At 74.1% G+C, this 18481-nt stretch carries 15 protein-coding genes; 9 read left to right on the top strand and 6 right to left on the bottom strand.

Annotated elements, in window-relative coordinates:
• Positions 1 to 54: 54 nt before the first annotated feature.
• Together ACIGFK_RS31240 and ACIGFK_RS31235 are read right to left on the bottom strand one after the other, a co-directional pair.
• The gene (locus ACIGFK_RS31240; protein WP_376659194.1) at positions 55 to 765 is read right to left on the bottom strand and encodes a hypothetical protein; all 711 of its coding nucleotides are present in this window, start codon (positions 763 to 765) and stop codon (positions 55 to 57) included.
• A gap of 169 nt (positions 766 to 934) precedes the next feature.
• Positions 935 to 5524 (bottom strand): ATP-dependent helicase, encoded by a 4590-nt coding sequence (locus ACIGFK_RS31235; protein ID WP_376659193.1) that lies wholly within the window; start codon positions 5522 to 5524, stop codon positions 935 to 937.
• An 80-nt stretch (positions 5525 to 5604) separates the two neighbouring features.
• On the opposite strand from ACIGFK_RS31235, the gene ACIGFK_RS31230 reads away from it, so the two are divergent.
• From ACIGFK_RS31230 to ACIGFK_RS31220, 3 genes are all read left to right on the top strand, one after another.
• On the top strand, positions 5605 to 6438 hold the full coding sequence (locus ACIGFK_RS31230; protein ID WP_376659192.1) for an AraC family transcriptional regulator: 834 nt from the start codon (positions 5605 to 5607) through the stop codon (positions 6436 to 6438).
• 111 nt (positions 6439 to 6549) lie between these two features.
• Positions 6550 to 7257, top strand: coding sequence for an AzlC family ABC transporter permease (locus ACIGFK_RS31225; RefSeq protein ID WP_386466396.1), 708 nt, complete (start codon positions 6550 to 6552; stop codon positions 7255 to 7257).
• 5 nt (positions 7258 to 7262) lie between these two features.
• Positions 7263 to 7571: an AzlD domain-containing protein gene (locus ACIGFK_RS31220; RefSeq protein ID WP_376659200.1), complete on the top strand. Its 309-nt coding sequence runs from the start codon at positions 7263 to 7265 to the stop codon at positions 7569 to 7571.
• On the opposite strand, the gene ACIGFK_RS31215 is transcribed toward ACIGFK_RS31220, so the two are convergent.
• A complete protein-coding gene (locus ACIGFK_RS31215; RefSeq protein ID WP_376659191.1) occupies positions 7540 to 8514 on the bottom strand; it encodes a hypothetical protein in 975 nt (324 codons plus the stop codon). The two genes, ACIGFK_RS31220 and ACIGFK_RS31215, sit on opposite strands and share 32 nt — an antisense overlap.
• A gap of 81 nt (positions 8515 to 8595) precedes the next feature.
• Between ACIGFK_RS31215 and ACIGFK_RS31210 the strand changes: the two genes are divergently transcribed.
• Together ACIGFK_RS31210 and ACIGFK_RS31205 are read left to right on the top strand one after the other, a co-directional pair.
• Entirely contained in the window at positions 8596 to 8790 is a 195-nt protein-coding gene (locus ACIGFK_RS31210; protein WP_030010745.1) for a DUF3046 domain-containing protein, read from the top strand.
• 396 nt (positions 8791 to 9186) lie between these two features.
• Positions 9187 to 10272: an AI-2E family transporter gene (locus ACIGFK_RS31205; protein WP_400054525.1), complete on the top strand. Its 1086-nt coding sequence runs from the start codon at positions 9187 to 9189 to the stop codon at positions 10270 to 10272.
• On the opposite strand, the gene ACIGFK_RS31200 is transcribed toward ACIGFK_RS31205, so the two are convergent.
• Together ACIGFK_RS31200 and ACIGFK_RS31195 are read right to left on the bottom strand one after the other, a co-directional pair.
• The gene (locus ACIGFK_RS31200; protein WP_400054510.1) at positions 10226 to 10981 is read right to left on the bottom strand and encodes a Clp protease N-terminal domain-containing protein; all 756 of its coding nucleotides are present in this window, start codon (positions 10979 to 10981) and stop codon (positions 10226 to 10228) included. The genes ACIGFK_RS31205 and ACIGFK_RS31200 overlap by 47 nt on opposite strands.
• Before the next feature lie 73 nt (positions 10982 to 11054).
• Positions 11055 to 11822: a hypothetical protein gene (locus ACIGFK_RS31195; protein WP_400054508.1), complete on the bottom strand. Its 768-nt coding sequence runs from the start codon at positions 11820 to 11822 to the stop codon at positions 11055 to 11057.
• 85 nt (positions 11823 to 11907) lie between these two features.
• On the opposite strand from ACIGFK_RS31195, the gene ACIGFK_RS31190 reads away from it, so the two are divergent.
• Entirely contained in the window at positions 11908 to 12558 is a 651-nt protein-coding gene (locus ACIGFK_RS31190) for a methyltransferase domain-containing protein (protein ID WP_376659188.1), read from the top strand.
• Between the two features lie 79 nt (positions 12559 to 12637).
• Here ACIGFK_RS31190 and ACIGFK_RS31185 read toward each other — a convergent pair whose 3' ends face one another.
• Positions 12638 to 13840 carry a winged helix DNA-binding domain-containing protein gene (locus tag ACIGFK_RS31185; protein ID WP_400054506.1) on the bottom strand — a complete coding sequence of 401 codons (1203 nt, stop codon included), beginning with the start codon at positions 13838 to 13840 and terminating at the stop codon, positions 12638 to 12640.
• Positions 13841 to 14022: 182 nt separating this feature from the next.
• Here ACIGFK_RS31185 and recA point away from each other — a divergent pair, with 182 nt between their 5' ends.
• From recA to ACIGFK_RS31170, 3 genes are all read left to right on the top strand, one after another.
• Positions 14023 to 15135 (top strand): recombinase RecA, encoded by a 1113-nt coding sequence (gene recA / locus ACIGFK_RS31180; RefSeq protein WP_376659186.1) that lies wholly within the window; start codon positions 14023 to 14025, stop codon positions 15133 to 15135.
• A 3-nt stretch (positions 15136 to 15138) separates the two neighbouring features.
• Entirely contained in the window at positions 15139 to 15705 is a 567-nt protein-coding gene (gene recX, locus ACIGFK_RS31175) for a recombination regulator RecX (RefSeq protein ID WP_376659185.1), read from the top strand.
• A 90-nt stretch (positions 15706 to 15795) separates the two neighbouring features.
• The gene (locus ACIGFK_RS31170; protein ID WP_376659184.1) at positions 15796 to 18345 is read left to right on the top strand and encodes an FtsX-like permease family protein; all 2550 of its coding nucleotides are present in this window, start codon (positions 15796 to 15798) and stop codon (positions 18343 to 18345) included.
• Positions 18346 to 18481 lie beyond the last annotated feature (136 nt).

The following is an 18481-nucleotide window of genomic DNA, read 5'->3' as shown; positions in this document are numbered from 1 at the left end:
GTGCCGTCGCAGGGGCTCGCGGTGGGAACGCGGAGGGCCTGATGGGCCGCCCCGTCACTTCCAGCTGAGCTCCTTGCCCTTGCTCATGTAGGGGTTGTTCCAGTACTGGGCGCCGGCCACCTTCGTCTGCGCGGACGGAGCCAGCGCGATGGCGCATTCCTGCTGCGTCTGGCCGTTGGTGAAGCCCTTCGGCAGCGACTCCTCCTTGCACTTCTCGAACTTGCCGATGACCGAGACGCCCTGCGCCTCGCTGCCGTCCGGGAGGAGGCCCTTGATGTGGCTCACCGAGGTGAACGACAGGTCCACGGTGCCGACGTTCTTGACCGTGTAGCGGATGTAGTAGGGGACCATCCCCTTGACCTTGTCGCCGAGGTTGAGCGGGGCCAGGTCGGCGGGGTTGCCCTGCTCGACGGCCGTCACCGTGAGGGCGATGGTGCCGCCCTTGGTGTTGCCGGAGTCGAACGGGACCGTGGCGGTCTCGCCGATCTTGAAGGTCTGGCCCGGCTTCGCCGCGGCGCCGGCCGCACCGCCCGTGCCGCCCGCGCCCTCGTTGTAGCCGCCGGCGGAGGGGCTGGCCGCACCGCCCGGGGCCTCGCTGTAGCCGCCGGCCGACGGGCTTGCCGGGGCGCCCGCGGGGGCGGACGAGTTCGGCGTGGCCGAAGCCGCGTCTTCGTTCCCGTTCTTGCAGCCCGTCAGGGCCATGGTGCCGGCGACTGCGATTCCGACGGCGACCAGGGTGGACTTGCGCATGCTGATGCTGCTCACTTCTTCTTCTCCCCCATGACTGTGCACCGCCATCGCGATGCCTGTGATCATCTTTGTAAGGGATGAATAAGTGCCGTCGCCAGCCCGGGAGTCGGTCGGCGACGGTCCTGTGACATGCCCAAGACATTCGAAGCCCAGCCGATACCCCGCTGCCGCATCCGGGGTGCCGTCACGAGCGCATGCGCAGCCCTCTCGGGGTGGCGTGGAATCCGGCGGCCTCCAGCGCGGGCCCGATCGGTGACGTCAGGGAGGCGGCGGCGTTGATCCGCTCCACCGTCAGGGCCGGGAGCGTGCCCGCGCGGGAGCCGGCCGCGAGCGCCTCCAACGCGGCTGCCAGACGGGGGTCGGCGGCCTCCGGCCAGGCCAACAGGGTCTTGCCGCCCCGCTCCAGATACAGCGTCAGCTCACCGTCCACCAGCACCACCAGCGAGCCCGCCTTCCGCCCCGGCTTGTGCGTGGCCCCGGCCGGCGGCTCCGGCCAGGGCAGCGCCGCACCGTACGCGTTCGCCGGATCGGCGGCGGCCAGCACCACCGCCGCCAGCGGGGGCGGCGTCCGCTCGGCCGCGCGCAGCCGGTCCACCGCACCGTCCATCGCGAACTGGGCCGCACCCAGCCCCTCGACCACGTACCCGCGCCGGGCCTGCCCGCTGTCCTCGAACGCGGACAGGATGCGGTACACCGCGCTGAAACCCCCTTCCACGCCCTCCGCCGCAACCGCGCCGCGGGTCACCACCCCGTGGCGGTCCAGCAGGGTGCGCGCCAGCGCATGGGCCCGGTGCGTCGGGTCGGGGGCCTGGGACGGCAGCAGCGACCAGCGGCCCGAGACCGTGGGCGGGCCGGTACGGGACACCGTCGCGCTGAGCGTGCCGTACCGGCCGCGCGGCACCGTCCGCCGGGCCCGGTGGGCGGTCGAGCCCGCCGTGCGGCCCGAGCCCAGCAGGGAACGCAGCGGGGCCAGCGTGTCGTTGGTGAGCCGGCCCGACCAGGCCAGGTCCCAGACGGCCGAGGAGAGGTCCAGGTCCGAGGCCTCGGGATGCCGGTCGCGGACCATCTGGGTGAGCTGGCGGAAGAACAGCCCGTACCCGCCGGCCAGGGCGTCCAGCACGGCCTGGTGCAGGGGGCCCAGCTCCAGCGGGTGCGGCGGCGGCAGCAGCAGCGGGGCCGCCTCCGCCAGGTAGAGGGAGACCCAGCCGTCCTTGCCCGGCAGGGCCCCCGCACCCGCCCAGACCACCTCGCCGCTGGTGGTCAGCTCGTCCAGCAGGGCGGGGGAGTACCCCGACACCCGCGACGGGAGGACCAGGCGCTCCAGCGCGGACGCCGGGACCGGGGCACCCTGCAGCTGCTCCACCGCCCGGGCCAGGCCGTCGATGCCCCGCAGACCCCCGCCCAGGTGCTGCCACTGCGGGAGGAAGGTGGCCAGCGAGGTCGGCGGGACGGGCTCCACCTCCTGCCGCAGCGCGGCCAGCGAGCGGCGCCGGAGCCTGCGCAGCACCGCCGCATCGCACCACTCCTGCCCGATGCCCGCCGGATGGAACTCGCCCTGCACCACCCGGCCGGCTGCCGCGAGCCGGTGCAGGGCCCCCTCGGTCACCGCCGTCCCCAGGCCGAAGCACGCGGCGACCGCGGCCGTGGTGAACGGCCCGTGGGTGCGCGCGTACCGGGCCAGCAGATCGCCCAGCGGATCCTTGACGGGCTCCGTGAAGGCCTCCGGGACGCCCACCGGCAGCGCCGTGCCCAGCGCGTCCCGCAGCCGGCCCGCATCCTCGATCGCCGCCCAGTGGTCGGCGCCGCCGATCCGGACCCGGATCGCACGCCGGGCCGCCGCCAGGCCGGGGGCCCAGCCGGGATCAGCGCCGCGCCCGGCCAGCCCGGCATCGGTGAGGGGCCCCAGCAGCCGCAGCAGATCCGCCACCGACTCGGCGTCCTTGGCCCGCCGGTCCTCGGTGAGCCACTGCAGCTCCCGCTCCAGCTCCTCCAGCACCTGAGCGTCGAGCAGCTCCCGCAGCTCCGCCTGGCCGAGCAGCTCGGCCAGCAGCCGGGAGTCCAGCGACAGCGCCGCCGCCCTGCGCTCGGCGAGCGGCGAGTCACCCTCGTACAGGAACTGGGCGACGTACCCGAACAGCAGGGAACGCGCGAACGGCGACGGCTCCGGCGTGGTGACCTCCACCAACCGGACCCGCCGCGCCTCGATGTCGCCCATCAGCTCGGTCAGCCCGGGCACGTCGAAGACGTCCTGGAGGCATTCCCGTACGGCTTCCAGCACGATCGGGAAGGAACCGAACTCCGAAGCCACCTGGAGCAGCTGCGACGCGCGCTGCCGCTGCTGCCAGAGCGGCGTCCGCTTGCCGGGGCTGCGGCGCGGCAGCAGCAGGGCGCGCGCCGCGCACTCGCGGAAGCGGGAGGCGAACAGGGCGGAGCCGCCCACCTGGTCGGTGACGATCTGGTTGACGTCCCCGTGGTCGAAGGCGACGTCGGCGGCGCCCAGCGGCGCCTGCTCGTCGTCGAACTCGAACGAGGCCGACGCGGCAGGATCGTGGTCCAGCAGGTCCATGGACAGCAGGTCCGCATCCGGCAGGCGGAGCACGATCCCGTCGTCCGCGTGCATCACCTGCGCGTCCATGCCGTACTTCTCGGCGAGGCGGGCGCCCAGCGCCAGCGCCCACGGGGCGTGCACCTGCGCGCCGAACGGGGAGTGGACGACGACCCGCCAGTCGCCCAGCTCGTCGCGGAAGCGCTCCACCACGATGGTCCGGTCGTCCGGCACGTGCCCGCACGCCTCGCGCTGCTCGGTCAGATACGCCAGCACGTTCTCCGCGGCCCAGGCGTCCAGGCCCGCCGCCAGCAGCCGCAGCCGCGCGTCCTCGTCCGTCAGGCCGCCGAGCTCGCGCAGGAACGCACCGACCGCACGGCCCAGTTCGAGCGGCCGGCCCAGCTGGTCGCCCTTCCAGAACGGCAGCCGCCCCGGCACCCCGGGAGCCGGGGTGACAAGGACCCGGTCACGGGTGATGTCCTCGATCCGCCAGGAGGTGGTGCCCAGCGTGAAGACGTCCCCGACGCGGGACTCGTAGACCATCTCCTCATCGAGCTCGCCGACCCGGCCGCCGCCCTTCTTCGGGTCGGATCCGGCGAGGAACACCCCGAAGAGCCCGCGGTCCGGGATGGTGCCGCCGGACGTGACCGCGAGGCGCTGGGCCCCCGGCCGGCCCGTGACCGTCCCCGCGACGCGGTCCCACACCACCCGCGGTCTCAGCTCGGCGAACGCGTCCGACGGATAGCGGCCCGCCAGCATGTCCAGGACCGCCGTGAACGCCGACTCCGGCAGCGCCGCGAACGGCGCCGCCCGCCGCACCAGGGCGAGCAGGTCGTCCAGCTGCCAGGTGTCCATCGCCGTCATCGCGACCAGCTGCTGGGCCAGGACGTCGAGCGGATTGGACGGGATGCGCAGGGACTCGATCGAGCCGGTGCGCATCCGCTCGGTGACCACGGCCGCCTGCACCAGGTCGCCCCGGTACTTGGGGAAGACCACCCCCGTGGAGACCGCGCCGACCTGGTGCCCGGCCCGGCCCACCCGCTGGAGCCCGGAGGCCACCGAGGGCGGCGACTCCACCTGCACCACCAGATCCACCGCACCCATGTCGATGCCCAGCTCCAGGCTGGAGGTCGCCACCACGGCCGGCAGCCGGCCCGCCTTCAGGTCCTCCTCCACCAGAGCCCGCTGCTCCTTGGAGACCGAACCGTGGTGCGCGCGGGCCAGCAGCGGCGGGGCGCCGTGCGCCGCGCCCGACTGGGCCATGATCTCGGCGGGAGGCCCGCCCTCCGGCAGGCGCTCGCCCATCGCCCGCTCGTACCCGATCTCGTTCAGCCGGTTGCACAGCCGCTCCGCGAGCCGCCGGGAGTTGGCGAACACGATCGTCGAACGGTGCGCCTGCACCAGATCCGCGATGCGCTCCTCCACGTGCGGCCAGATCGACGGCTTGTCCCCGCCCTCCTTGCCCTCGCTCGCGGGCGAGCCCCCCAACTCGCCCATGTCCTGCACCGGCACGACCACCGACAGGTCGAACTCCTTCGCCGACGGCGGCTGGACGATCTCCACCTTGCCGCGCGGCGCCAGGTACCGCGCCACCTCGTCCACCGGCCGGACCGTCGCCGACAGCCCGATCCGGCGGGCCGGGCGCGGCAGCAGCTCGTCCAGCCGCTCCAGGGACAGCGCGAGGTGCGCCCCGCGCTTCGTCCCCGCGACGGCGTGGACCTCGTCCAGGATCACCGTCTCGATCCCGGCGAGCGCCTCGCGCGCCGACGACGTCAGCATCAGGAACAGAGACTCGGGCGTGGTGATCAGGATGTCCGGCGGGCGGTTGGCCAGCGCCCGGCGCTCGGCGGGCGGGGTGTCGCCCGAGCGGATCCCGACCCTGATCTCCGGCTCGGGCAGCCCCAGCCGGACCGACTCCTGGCGGATCCCGGTCAGCGGACTGCGCAGATTGCGCTCCACGTCCACCGCGAGGGCCTTGAGGGGAGACACGTACAGCACGCGGCAGCGCTTGCGAGGCTCGGCGGGCGGCGGCGTCGAGGCCAGCTGGTCGAGGGCGGCGAGGAAGGCGGCCAGGGTCTTCCCGGAGCCGGTGGGCGCGACCACGAGCACGTCCGACCCCTCCGAGATGGCCCGCCAGGCGCCCTCCTGGGCGGAGGTCGGCCTGACGAAGGCCCCCGTGAACCAGGAGCGGGTCGCGGAAGAGAACGCATCGAGCGCGGAGCCGGACATGCCCCCATCGTGCACCCCGCCACTGACAATGGGCCGGACCTGGGGAAACACCCCACGGGCACGGGGCGCAGAATGAGGGGATGGGCACGGACGAGGGACGCCGGGAGTGGGCCAGGCACTGGCAGTACCCGGAGCTGCCCGGGCTGGACCTGCTGCGCGCCCACTACGTACGCCACACCTTCCCGCGCCACGCGCACGACGGGTACGTCATCGCGGCCGTCACCGGCGGCATCGAGGAGATCGGCCTCCCCGGCCACGTGCTGCGCGCCGGACCCGGCAGCGTGGTCCTGATCAACCCCGAGGTCGCGCACACCGCGCGCGCCGGGGTGCCCGAGGGCTGGGCGTACGCCACCCTCTACCCCTCCCGCGACCTGATCGCCGAGGTCGCCGCCGAGATCGGCACCCTGCGCGGCACCCCCGGCTTCACGGCCGACATGATCACCGACCCGCAGGCCTCGCGGACCATCACCGAAGTGCACCGGGCCGCCGAAGCCGGGAACGCCCTGGCCGCCGACACGATGCTCCGGGGCGTCGTCGCGCGGATGCTCACCCGGCACGCGGGACCCCTGCCCGCCCGTACGGTCCGCGGTACCGGCGGCGCCGACGCGGAGGCCGCCCGGGCCGTCCTGGAGGACCGCATGGCCGACCCGCCCTCCCTGGAGCAGCTGGCGGCCGGACTGGGCACCAGCCCCTTCGCCCTGCTGCGGGCCTTCCGGGACCGGTACGGAATGCCGCCGCACACCTGGCTGACCGACGCCCGGGTCCGGCGGGCCCGCCGGCTCCTCGACGCGGGGACCCCGCCGGCGGAGGCGGCCGTCACGGTCGGCTTCACCGACCAGCCTCACCTCAACCGGCACTTCACCCGCATCGTCGGCGTCCCGCCGGGGGCGTACCGGCGGGAGCGCGCCGGTTAGGCGGCCGCCCCGGCCCCGGAGCCCCGACGCGGCGAGCCGGCCGGGCGCGCAAGAACGTACAAGACCGCTCGACCGGTCCCCGCATAGCTTCGGGGCGTGGGAGAGCAAACGATGATCGAAGAGCAGGACACACGACGGACGCCGACGCCCGTCGCGCAGCCGCGGGCCGCCGTGGTCAGGGACGCCCTCGGAGTCGGAGTGGCCGTCGGGCTGTCCGGCTTCGCTTTCGGGGTCACCGCCGCCGGGGCCGGGCTCAGCACCCTCCAGGCCTGCGTGCTGAGCCTGCTCGTCTTCACCGGCGCCTCCCAGTTCGCGCTGGTCGGGGCGCTGGCCGCGGGCGGGAACCCCTTCACCGCCGCCGCCGGGGCCTTCTTCCTCGGGACCCGCAACGCCTTCTACGGGCTGAGGCTCTCGCAGCTGCTCGCGCTGCCCCGCGCGCTACGGCCCTTCGCCGCGCACTGGGTGATCGACGAGACCACCGCCGTGGCCCTCGCACAGCAGGACCGCAGGTCGGCCCGGCTCGGCTTCGGCGTCACGGGGCTCGCCCTGTACGTGCTGTGGAACCTCACCACCCTGCTCGGCGCACTCGGCGCCGAGGCCATCGGGGACACCAGCGCGTGGGGGCTGGACGCCGCCGGCCCCGCCGTGTTCCTGGCCCTGCTGGCGCCGATGCTGAAGACCGCCACCGAGCGGGCCGTCGCCGCCCTCGCGCTCGTCCTCGGACTCGGATTCCTGCCCCTGCTCCCCGCCGGGGTGCCCGTGCTGATCGCGGCCCTCGCCGCCCCCGTCGTGCTCTGGATGAAGGGACGCCGCTCGTGAACGGCATGAACGTGTGGATCGCCATCGGGCTCACCGTCGCCGGGTGCTACGCCGTCAAGCTCGCCGGACTCCTCGTCCCCGCCGGGGCCCTGGAACGGCCGCTGGTGCGCAAGCTCTCCGCGCTGCTGCCGGTCGCGCTGCTCGCCGCGCTCACCGCCCAGCAGACCTTCGCCACCGGGCACGAGCTCGTCCTCGACGCGCGGGCCGCCGGACTCGCCGCCGCCGGGCTCGCCCTGCTGCTGCGGGCCCCGTTCCTGCTCGTGGTCGCCGCCGCCGTCGTCGTCACCGCGGGCGTCCGGGCCCTGGGCGGCTGACCGGCGCCGGCAGGCGCCCGTACGCCCGCAGCGTCAGCAGGGCCTCCAGCGTGGCGATCGGCCGCCGCTCCAGCGAGCTGCCCGGCGCCCAGGCCCTGCGGCGCACCGGCCAGCCCCCGTCCGGCTGCTGCTCGGCGGCCAGGAAGTCCAGCGAGCGGCTCAGCTCCTCGTCGGTGAACCAGCCCCGCGCCAGGGACTCGGGCCGCCGCGCGTAGTCGTGCGGGAACAGCCGCTCGCCCGGCGCGTACCCGGGAGCGAGCGGGTACTCCTCGCGCCGCCCCGGATCGAGCACGGCGAGCCCCCGCTCGCGCACCAGCCGCCCGAGCCGGTCCGCGGCCGCCGCCGCACGGGCCCGGTCGGGGGCGCCGTCGAGGAAGGCCACCGCGCCCTGGAGCTCGTACGGATGCGAGTGGCGCAGGCCCTCGACCCGGTCCCAGCAGAAGTCCGTGGCCCGGAAGAGCCAGGCGTGCCAGACCCGATTGCGGTGCAGGACCCCCACCACCGGCCCCGTGGTCACCAGCTCGCCCGGCGGGTCGTCGTGCACCGGGTGGTACGGCGCCGCGGGATAGCAGCGGGGGGCCGGGAAGGCCACCGGAAGCGCACCCTCCGGAGTGGAGACCCGGGTCAGGTGGCGGCAGATCCGCTCGATGCGCTGCCCCGCGCACCGGCCCAGGCCGTCCAGCACCCGCAGGGCGTGCGCGGTGTGCAGGGGCTGGCTGAGCGGGCCGCGCAGATCCGGATCGAGCGCATGGCCGTAGCCGCCGTCGCCGTTCAGGTACGAGCCGAGGGCGGTGTCCACCGCGTCGGCGTCCCCGCCGAGGAAGTGGAACGCGAACCGCCGCTGCTCCAGGACCCGGGCCGTGAGCCAGATGAACTGCTCGGCGCGGGCCAGTGGGGTCGGCGAGGTCGGTGAGGTCGGTGAGGGACCTTCGTCTCCGGGCATGCGTGCAACGTAGGACCCCGTGACGCAGAGGCGAGGGACGAACGCGGCCGGTGCACTCTCCCGGGGCGGGATACTGGGGGCATGCGGTTGACGATTTTCTGGGAACGGATGGCGGAGCACTTCGGCGAGGGCTACGCCGACTCCTTCGCGCGGGACCACGTCATGACGGAGCTCGGCGGGCGCACCGTCCACCAGGCGCTGGACGCGGGCTGGGAGACCAAGGACGTGTGGCGCGCGGTGTGTTCGGCCATGGACGTTCCCGCCTCCCTGCGCTGAGACCCCTCCCCGCGCCGCCGCTCGGCGCGGGGCCTGCGGCCGTGACGGCCGCCGTTTCGCGGTCCGGGCCCCGGGTGGGCCAGACTTGGCCGCGTGGCAGCCAGTGATGAGACGACGACCGAAGACCCGACCGCCGGCCCCCGGGACGCGGCGCAGAGCCGGTCGACGGCAGCCGGCGCCCCGGCCCAGGCCACCGGCCCCGGCACCGAGGCCGGCCCCGCCGGCCGCATCGGCCCGGGCCCGCAGGGCGGACCGGTGGACGCCGCCGGGCCCGCGGACGGTCCCCGGCCGGCAGGTGGCGCCGGGGCCGCGGAGGAGCCCCGGCAAGCCGACCGCGCCGCCGCCGCGGACGGGAGCCCGGTTCCACCGGCCACCCCCGCCGGAGGCGACGCCCGCATGCCGCGCTGGCTGCCGCGCGCCGTGGTCCTCGTACTGGCCCTCGTCGCCTGCTTCCAGCTCGGCAGCTGGGCCTTCCACCAGCTGATCGGGCTGCTCGTCAACATCCTGATCGCGTTCTTCCTCGCGCTCGCGATCGAACCCGCCGTGGCCCGGATGGCGGCCCGCGGCATGCGGCGCGGGCTCGCCACCTTCCTGGTGTTCCTCGGAGTGTTCGGCGCAGCCGTCGGATTCCTCGCCCTGCTCGGCTCCATGCTGGCCGGGCAGATCGTCGAGATGGTGGAGGGCTTCCCCCGCTACCTCGACTCGGTGATCGACACGATCAACTCCACCTTCCACACCGAGCTCTCCCGGCTGGAGATCCAGGAGAGCCTCCTGCGCTCCGACTGGCTGCGCAAGTACGTGCAGAACAGCGCGACCGGAGTGCTCGACGTGTCCGCCACCGTGCTCGGCGGACTCTTCAAGCTGCTGACGATCGGGCTCTTCTCCTTCTACTTCGCCGCCGACGGACCGCGGCTGCGGCACGCGCTGTGCTCCGTACTGCCGCCCGCGAAGCAGTCCGAGGTGCTGCGGGCCTGGGAGATCGCCGTAGCCAAGACCGGCGGCTACCTCTACTCGCGCGGGCTGATGGCCCTGATCTCCGGCATCGCCCACTACATCGTGCTGGTGGTCCTGGGCGTGCCGTACGCCCCCGCGCTCGCGGTGTGGGTGGGGCTGGTCTCCCAGTTCATCCCCACCATCGGCACCTACCTGGCGGGCGCGCTGCCGATGCTGATCGCCTTCACCGTCAATCCCTGGTACGCGCTGTACGTCCTCGGCTTCGTGGTGATCTACCAGCAGTTCGAGAACTACGTCCTCCAGCCGAAGCTCACCTCGAGGACCGTGGACATCCACCCGGCCGTGGCCTTCGGATCGGTCATCGCGGGCACCGCCCTGCTGGGCGCGGTCGGGGCGCTCATCGCGATCCCGGCCGTCGCCACGCTGCAGGCCTTCCTCGGTGCGTACGTGAAGCGGTACGAGCTGACGGAGGGCGCGGCCGCTACGGAGCGTCCGGGCCGCCGAGTACGGATGCCAGGGCTTCGGTGACGGCCGCCTCGACGGCGTCCTTCTCCACGCCGAGGCCGCTGAGCGGGCCCTCGCCGTTCTCCTGCTCCAGCAGCGCGAGCAGGACGTGCTCGGTGCCGACGTAGGAATGGCCCAGGCGCAGGGCCTCGCGGAAGGTGAGCTCCAGGGCCTTCTTCGCGGACGCGTCGAAGGGGATGAGGGCGGGCAGGTCCTCCTGGCCCGGGGGCAGTGCGGCCGTCGCGGCGGCGCGCACGTCCTGCTCCGCGACGCCCTGGCCGCGCAGGGCGAGGGCCGCGAGGCCCTCGGGCTCGGCCAGCAGGCCCAGGAGCAGGTGCGCCGTGCTGATCTCGGGGCTGCCGGCGGCGCGGGCCTCGTTCTGCGCGGTCACGACGACGTTGCGGGCGCGGGGGGTGAAGCGGCCGAAGCCCGCGCTCGGGTCGAGCGCCGCGTCGCCCTCCTTGTCGGCCTTGGGGACGAAGCGCTTCTGGGCGGCCTGGCGGGTGACGCCCATGCTGCGGCCGATGTCGGTCCAGGAGGCGCCGGAGCGGCGGGCCTGGTCCACGAAGTGGCCGATGAGGTGGTCGGCGACCTCCCCGAGCGCCTCGGCGGCGACGACGGCGTCGCTGAGCTGCTCCAGGGGGTCGGTGTGGACCTTGTTGATGGCCGCGATCAGATCGTCGAGGCGTACCGGATTGGTCATGCGAACGGGTTCCACCGAAGGGTTCGTCATAGGTGCAACCCTAGGTTGACAGCCAGGGACTGTCAACCTTCGGTTGTCACCTCGTGGCGGCGCGGGTGTGCGGTTACGAGCCCGGACCCCCGGCCTTCGAGAACTTCTCCCACTGGGCCGCGACCACGTCCTCCGGCACTCCGCCGAAGTCCTTCGTGTCGATGACGTCCGCCCGGAAGGACAGGGTCACCGACCCCGAGCGGATCACCGTCAGGTAGTCGTAGAGCGAGATGTCCTTGTCCTTCACGTCCTGCGTCACGATGCGGTAGGCGAGCGCCTCGTCGCCCAGGCCGGGAGCCTTGACCTGCTCCACCCGGAGGACCTTCGCCGTCGCGAGCCCGCGCTCCTCGGTGTACCCGCCCGCGCACTGCCGGCCGGCCTCGGCCAGGGCCTTCATGGCCGCCGCCGCGCCACCGCCCTCGTACGAGCGCAGCAGGATCTCGGTCCCGACCGCCTGCCATTCCCCGGGCACCCCGGTCTTGGCGTAGGCCTGGGCCGTGTGGCCCGCCCTGCCGAGGCTCGTCAGCGGCCGGCAGGCCGCCGGCTGCGTGTCGTAGAGCTCGCTCATCGGCTCGTCCAGGACCGGCTCCGAGGCCTCGTACCGCCCCGCCTTGTCGCCCTCGGTGAGCGCCATGGCCTTGAGCCGCTCGGCCCCCGGCCCGGCGGGGCCGCCGGCCGTCGCGGGCGTGCTCGCGGGCGCGCTCGTGGGCGCCGCCGTGGCTCCGGCGCCCCCGTCCGACCCGCTGCCGCCGCCGCAGGCCGCGGCGCCGGCGAGCACTGCCGCCACGCCGAGCGCGGCCGCTGCCGTACGGCGCCTCTTCCCGTCCCCCACCCAGTTCACGTACTGCCGTCCCCTCAAGACCGGTTCGAAGCCACGATTGTGCGGGACGCGCGGCAGCGGCGGGCGCCCGGGGGCCCGCGGTGCCATGCTGAAACAGGACACGGAGGCCGAGATGGGGTTCTACACCGACCGGATCCTGCCGCGGATCATCAACCTCGCCTGCGGGGCCAAACAGGCGAGGCCGTTGCGGCGGCGCGCCTGCGAAGGGCTGCGGGGCGAAGTCGTCGAGATCGGGTTCGGCACCGGACACAACGTCCCCTTCTATCCGCCGGAGGTGACAGGCGTGGCCGCCGTCGAGCCCTCCGACCTCGGGTGGAAGCTGGCCGCGGACCGCGTACGGGCCTCGCGGGTCCCGGTGCGGCGGTCCGGACTCGACGGACAGTCACTTCCCTTCGGGGACGACACCTTCGACTCCGCCCTGTGCACCTGGACCCTGTGCACCATCCCCGACCCGGGAGCGGCCCTGCGGGAGCTGCGGCGCGTGCTGAAGCCCGGAGGGACCCTGCACTTCGTCGAACACGGCCTCGCCCCGGAGCGGGACCGGAGGGTGCGCAGCCTGCAGCGACGGCTCGAACCGCTCAACATGCGGCTCTTCGGCGGCTGTCACCTCACCCGGCCGACCGTCGGCCTGCTGAAGGCGGCGGGGTTCACGCTCACGAGGCTCGACGTCTTCTACGAGAAGGGCGCACCGAAACCCATCGGCGCGGCCTCACTCGGCACCGCGCTCTCCCCCTGACCCTCTCCCCGGCCCTCCCTCCGGCCCTCCGACCCGCCGTCGGCCCGGCAGGTGACCGGGATCCGGCGTGCCGGGCCGGTCACAGCATCCGCACCTCGGCCTCCGGGAACTTCGCCCACCAGTGGTGGTAGCGGCTGTACACCGCCGCCTCGCGGTCGCCGAGGAAGGCCGTCAGGGACCGGGCCTCCTCGGCCAGCCCGTCCCAGACGGCGGGCGGGAGGGGGCGGAACGCCGTGGCCTCGACGCCGTGTTCCGTCGGACGCCACACGCCGGCGACGTGGCCGTCCACCAGCAGGGTGGGCAGCACGTCGCCGTTGCGCCGGATCACCAGCGGGCGGTACTCCGGGGGTATCACCCGGCCGCGGTCGGCGTAGGCCAGCAGGATGCTGTCCCACATGGCCATGAGCCGGGGCGGAGCGGGGGTCTCGGCGGCCGGCCGGGGGGCGCCCGGGAGGTCGTAGAGGGTCCCGCCGTCCGGCCCCCGGAGCTCCTCGACGGCACCGTCCAGGGCGCGGAGCGCCGCGCGGACGGGGGCCCGCTGCACCATCGCGAACTGCGCCACGTCGGCGACGGAGGCGGGGCCGAACCCCGCCAGGTAGCGCAGGACCAGGGTGCGGAGGGCGTACGGGTCCACGGCGCGGCTCGCGGGAACGGGCACGGGGGTGGGGGTGGGGGTGGGGGTGGGGGAGTCGGGCCCGGGTGCCCCGGCGGTTCCGGTGGGTCCGGCGGTTCCGGCCGTGACGAAGGACGGGCGGTGGCCGAACGACCACGGCGGGCCCGTCGGGGCGTGGTGCAGCGGCGCGTACCCCTTCAGCCCCCACCACGCCGCGTCCCTGCGCTCCGCGCCGACCCGCTCCCCGGCCCACGCCTGCATCTCCGCAGACGTCCGGGGCCGCCCGGCGAAGGCCAGCAGGCCGGGGAGGAGCGCGTCGGCGTCCGAGGGTGTCAGCCCGGCGGCGGCGAAGCGGCCGCCGAGCCGGGAGGCGTACAGCGTGGGCTGCATCGCCGCGCGGAAGGCCGGGTAGTCCTCGGCGTGCACGGCGTGCAGCGTGATCCGCATCAGGGTCGCCTTGACCGCCGACCCCCCGGAGAAGGCGGCGTCGAGCTCGGAAGGAGAGAATCCGGCGAGCCTGTTCCACAGGGCGACGTACGGCGAGGCAGGGTGTTGGGCCTGGAGGGCGACCACGCGCCGCAGGCCGTCGGCGACGGTCAGTGGTTCGCGTTCCAGCAGCAGCTGGCGGCCGAGGGTGGCCCGGTTGAGTTCGCGCGCGCTGATGATCACAGGCCTGGATTCTGCCCTGTGGCGCTCCCCGCCGGTGCGGGCGTGGCGCGCTTGACAGGGAAATCGAACATCCATTCTGATGGGTTATCCACAGCCGAACCGGTCGTGGAGGCGCATTGTCAGTGGCAGGCATTAGCGTCAATGGCGTGAAGCGATCGACTCAAGCAAACCGGGTGGAACCCATGGCAGGCACCGACCGCGAGAAGGCTCTCGACGCCGCGCTCGCACAGATTGAACGGCAATTCGGCAAGGGTGCGGTCATGCGCCTCGGCGACAAGCCGAACGACCCCATCGAGGTCATCCCCACCGGGTCGACCGCGCTGGACATCGCCCTCGGCGTCGGCGGGCTGCCCCGCGGCCGCGTCATCGAGGTGTACGGCCCGGAGTCCTCCGGTAAGACGACCCTGACCCTGCACGCCGTGGCCAACGCGCAGAAGGCCGGCGGCACCGTAGCCTTCGTGGACGCCGAGCACGCGCTCGACCCCGAGTACGCGAAGGCCCTCGGCGTCGACACCGACAACCTCATCCTGTCGCAGCCGGACACCGGCGAGCAGGCGCTGGAGATCGTGGACATGCTCGTCCGCTCCGGCGCCCTCGACCTGATCGTCATCGACTCCGTGGCGGCCCTCGTGCCGCGCGCCGAGATCGAGGGTGAGATGGGCGACTCGCACGTGGGTCTCCAGGCCCGCCTGATGAGCCAGGCGCTCCGGAAGATCACCGGTGCGCTCAACCAGTCCAAGACCACCGCGATCTTCATCAACCAGCTCCGCGAGAAGATCGGTGTGATGTTCGGCTCGCCGGAGACCACCACCGGTGGTCGCGCGCTGAAGTTCTACGCTTCGGTGCGCATCGACATCCGCCGCATCGAGACCCTGAAGGACGGCACGGAGGCGGTCGGTAACCGCACCCGCTGCAAGGTCGTGAAGAACAAGGTCGCGCCGCCCTTCAAGCAGGCCGAGTTCGACATCCTCTACGGCCAGGGCATCAGCCGCGAGGGCGGCCTGATCGACATGGGCGTGGAGCACGGCTTCATCCGTAAGGCCGGCGCCTGGTACACGTACGAGGGCGACCAGCTCGGCCAGGGCAAGGAGAACGCCCGCAACTTCCTCAAGGACAACCCGGACCTCGCCAACGAGATCGAGCGGAAGATCAAGGAGAAGCTGGGCGTCGGCGTGCGCAAGGACGCCGCCGCGGGTGACGAGCCGGCCGCGGAGCCGACCGACGCCTCGGCAGCCGTGCCCGCGCCGGCGACGAAGGCCAAGACAACGGCCAAGGCCGCCGCGTCCAAGAGCTGACCCGTGCGGGAGCAGGAAAGGGGCGGCGGGAGCCGGGGTGGCCGTGAGGCCCGCCAGGAGCTGCCGCCCCAGAGCCCCGAGGAGCAGGCGCGGGCCATCTGCCTGCGTCTGCTCACCGGGAGCCCGCGTACCAGGCGCCAGCTCGCGGACGCCCTGCACAAGCGGGGCATCCCCGAGGAGGTGTCGCAGGAGGTCCTCTCCCGGTACGAGGAGGTGGGCCTGATCGACGACGCCGCCTTCGCCGGGGCCTGGGTCGAGTCCCGGCACCGCGGCCGGGGCCTGGCCCGCCGGGCCCTCGCGCAGGAACTCCGTACCAAGGGGGTGCACGCCACCCTCGTGGAGGAAGCGCTGGGGCAGCTGGACTCCGAGCAGGAGGAGGAGACCGCCCGGGAGCTCGTGGAGCGCAAGCTCCGCGCCACCCGGGGGCTGGACCGCGACAAGCGGATCCGGCGTCTCGCCGGGATGCTCGCCCGCAAGGGATACCCGGAGGGCATGGCCCTGCGGGTGGTCCGCCGCGCGCTGGAGGCGGAGGGCGACGACGCCGACGAGCTCGGATACCCGGGGGAGTGAGCCGGTGCGCCGGGGGTGGGGGTAACCCCCGGGTGCGGACGCCGGGGTACGCCAATGTCAGGAGGCGGGCCCGTCGGCAGAGTTGACCGCATGATGCTGCGTTACGCCCTCCAGACCATCAGGGACCGCAAAGCCGGTTTCCTCGGCGCCTTCGTCGCGCTCCTCTGCGCGGCCGCCCTCGTCACCGCCTGCGGCACCCTCCTGGAAACGGGACTCCGCGGAAAGATCGGCACCGAGCGCTATGCGGCCACGCCGGTCCTCGTCTCCGCCGACCAGAACGTCCACGAGACCACGGTCAAGGAGAAGAAGGGCAAGACGAAGACGAAGCACAAGGCGAAGCCCGTCGCCGAGCGGGCCTGGCTCCCCGCCGGCACCCTGGACACGGTCCGCGCCGTGCCCGGAGTCGAGCGGGCCGTGCCCGAGCTCACCTTCCAGGCCGTCCCGCTCGTCAAGGCCCCCGGCGAGCCGAAGCCCTCGTACGGGCACGCCTGGACCTCCGCCGCACTCACCCCCTTCACGCTCGTGGAGGGCCGCGCGCCGCAGGACGGCGGCGAGGTGGTCGTCGACCGGGCGCTCGCCGCCCGGGCAGGACTGGGAACCGGCTCGCAGCTGACCGTGCAGTCGACCGGCGAGCCGAAGACGTACCAGGTCAGCGGGGTCGCGCAGGGCGCCCACGGAGACCTCGCACAGCAGAGCGCGCTCTTCTTCGGCGACACCGAGGCCCAGCGGCTCGCCGCCCGAGCCGGACAGATCAGCGCCATCGGGGTCCTCCCCGCGCCCGGTGTGAACGCAGCCGAGCTGGCCGGACGGGTCGAGCAGGCCCTGCGGGGTACCGGAGCACAGGTCAGCACCGGGGACGAACGGGGTCCCGTGGAGTTCCTCGACGCCGCCGGGGCCCGCATCAAGCTGGTCTCCATGGGCGGCGCGATGGGCGGCACCTCGCTCCTCGTCGCGATCCTCGTCGTCGTCGGCACCTTCGCCCTCTCCGTCCAGCAGCGCTACCGCGAACTCGCCCTGCTGCGGGCCATCGCAGCCACCCCCCGCCAGCTGCGTCGGCTGATCGGACGCGAGGCCCTGCTCGTCGGCCTGGCCGCCGGTATCGCCGGAGCCTTCGCCGGACTGCCGCTCGCCGCCTGGCTGTACGGCAGGTTCGTCGACAGCGGAGTCGTCCCCGCCTCCCTGGAGCGCACCGCCGGAATCTTCCCGATGTTCGCCGCCGTCGCGGCGAGCCTGCTCGGCGCCTGGGCCGCCGCACGGATCACCGGCCGCCGCATCGCCCGGATCCGCCCCGCCGAAGCGCTCGCCGAAGCCGCCGTCGAGACGGGGCGGCCGCGCCGCCTCCGGACCGCCTTCGGCCTGCTCCTGCTGGCCGGCGGCGCGGTGCTGGTCGTCGTACTCGGCTCGCTGCGCACCGAACCGGCCTCGACCCCGGTGACCTTCCTGGCCGTCGTGGTCCTCGCCGGAGCGGTCTCCCTGCTCGGGCCGCTGCTCGTACGAGGTGCCACGGCACTGCTCTCCGGCCCGCTGAAGCTGACCGGGGCGGGCGGCCACCTGGCGGGCGCGAACCTGCGCGGCAACGCCACCCGCATGGCCTCCGCCGTCACCCCGCTCGCCCTGCTGGTCGGCATGACCTGCACCGTGCTCTTCATCACCCCGACCCTCGGGGACGCGGCCCGGACGCAGGCCCGCGAGGGCATCCGGGCCGAGTGGATGCTGGCGGCGCAGGGCCCGGGCGTCACTCCCGGGGCCGCCGACACGATCCGACGTACGCCCGGGGTCGTGGCGGCCACCGAGATCGTGCACACCTCGGTACGGGTGGGTCTGGCGAAGTACGCCGCGCAGGGCGTGACCCCGGCCGGACTGACCCGGACCTGGGACCCCGAGGTCACCGGCGGCAGCCTGGCCGGCTTCGGCGAGGGCGACGCGGCGGTCAGCGCACTCGCCGCCGACCAGCTCGGCCTGAAGCCGGGCAGCCCGCTGAAGCTCACGCTCGGCGACGGGACCCCGGTCACGCTGAAGGTCGCCGCCGTGTACGCGCGGGGGCTGGGCTTCGGAGACCTGACGCTGCCGCACGGCCTGGTCGCCGCGCACGTCGACAACCCGCTCGCGAGCAACGTGCTGGTGGCGACGGAACCGGGGTCGGGTGCGGGGCGCGAGCGGCTCGCCGCGGCGGTGAAGGCGTACCCGGGGGTGGCACTGCTCTCGGCGGCGGACGCCGACGCGGCACGGGCCGAGCGGCAGGACGCCGGAGCGGAGATCAACCTGCTGGCGATGGGGCTGGTGCTGGCCTTCACCGCGATCGCGGTGGTCAACACCCTGGCGATGTCCACCGCCGAACGGGTGAGGGAGTTCGCGATGCTGCGGCTCGCGGGGGCGAAGCGGCGGCAGGTGCTGCGGATGCTGCGCGCGGAGGCCGTGTCCGTGCTGCTGATCGGGGCGGTGCTGGGGTCGGGGATCGCGCTGGCCGTGCTGACCGCGTTCAGCGTGGGCATGACGGGCGTGGCCGCGCCGGCGGTCCTGCCGGTCGCCTACGCGGTGGTGGTGGGGGTGGCCGGGCTGCTGGCCCTCGCGGCCACTTCCCTCCCGGGGCGGGTGGCACTCCGGATCCGCCCGGTGGACGTGGCCACGGCCAAGGCATAGCCGCCGGGGGCTCCGCCCCCGGACCCCCGCGGGCGGAGCCCCAGGGAACGGTGGAAGGGCGGGTAGGGGACAGGCCCCGCGCAGCGGCACCCGCACCCGCACCCGCACCTGCGCCCGCACCTGTCGCCGAAGCACC

Origin of the sequence: Streptomyces sp. NPDC085524 (assembly GCF_044541755.1) — a bacterium.
In the GTDB taxonomy this organism is placed as follows: Bacteria; Actinomycetota; Actinomycetes; order Streptomycetales; family Streptomycetaceae; genus Streptomyces.
Note: the sequence above shows the minus strand (reverse complement) of the source record. Positions and strands in the feature narration are given on the sequence as shown.